Below are 640 nucleotides of genomic sequence, written 5' to 3' on the forward strand. Positions count from 1 at the left end.
GTGCATGCCGCTGACGGCGATCCCCATGACGAGGCTGGCGCCGACACTCCACAGGAAGCCGCGGACCTGTCCGGCGGCCCACAGGGCGGCGATCGCGGCCACCACGGCGATGACGACCGACGCGGCCACGGTGAGGGTGTTGTATTCGAGCGTGCCGTTGAGGCGCAGCCCGGCCATGCCCAGGTAGTGCATGGAGGCTATGCCCAGGCCGGTGATGGTGCCGCCGGTGATGTCGAGCTTGGAGGCGAGGCCTTCCAGGGCGGCGGTGACGGTTTCCCGGCCGACCTCGTACCAGCGCACGGGCTGCCCGGAGGGGCCGTTGTACTCGTACTGGATCGCCCCGAACCCCTCGACCTTGAAGGTACGGATCGCGCCGGGGGTGTCGGAGGCGGCGTCGTCGGTGCGCAGCTGGGCGATGGGGGTGGTGCCGTCCTCCTCGAACAGCGCGGTGATGATGGCTCCGGTGCCGGCCGCGCGGACGATGAGCGGGTAGTCGGGGACGACGTCGCCGGTGACGGTGGTCAGGACCGCGGAGGGGTTCCCGCCGTAGGTGTACTGAGGCACAGGTGAACTCCCTTCTCAGATCAGCCAGTAGGAGCCGGAGATGTCCACCCAGTTCGTGCCGTCGGTGCCCTGGTAC

At 69.5% G+C, this 640-nt stretch carries 1 protein-coding gene; it reads right to left on the reverse strand.

The window, feature by feature from the left end:
- Positions 1-564: MHYT domain-containing protein (locus CCN39_RS51450; protein WP_279629634.1), on the reverse strand; the 564-nt coding region annotated here is incomplete at its 3' end.
- Positions 565-640: the final 76 nt, after the last annotated feature.

Source organism: Amycolatopsis kentuckyensis, assembly GCF_002155975.1.
Classification (GTDB): domain Bacteria; phylum Actinomycetota; class Actinomycetes; order Mycobacteriales; family Pseudonocardiaceae; genus Amycolatopsis; species Amycolatopsis kentuckyensis.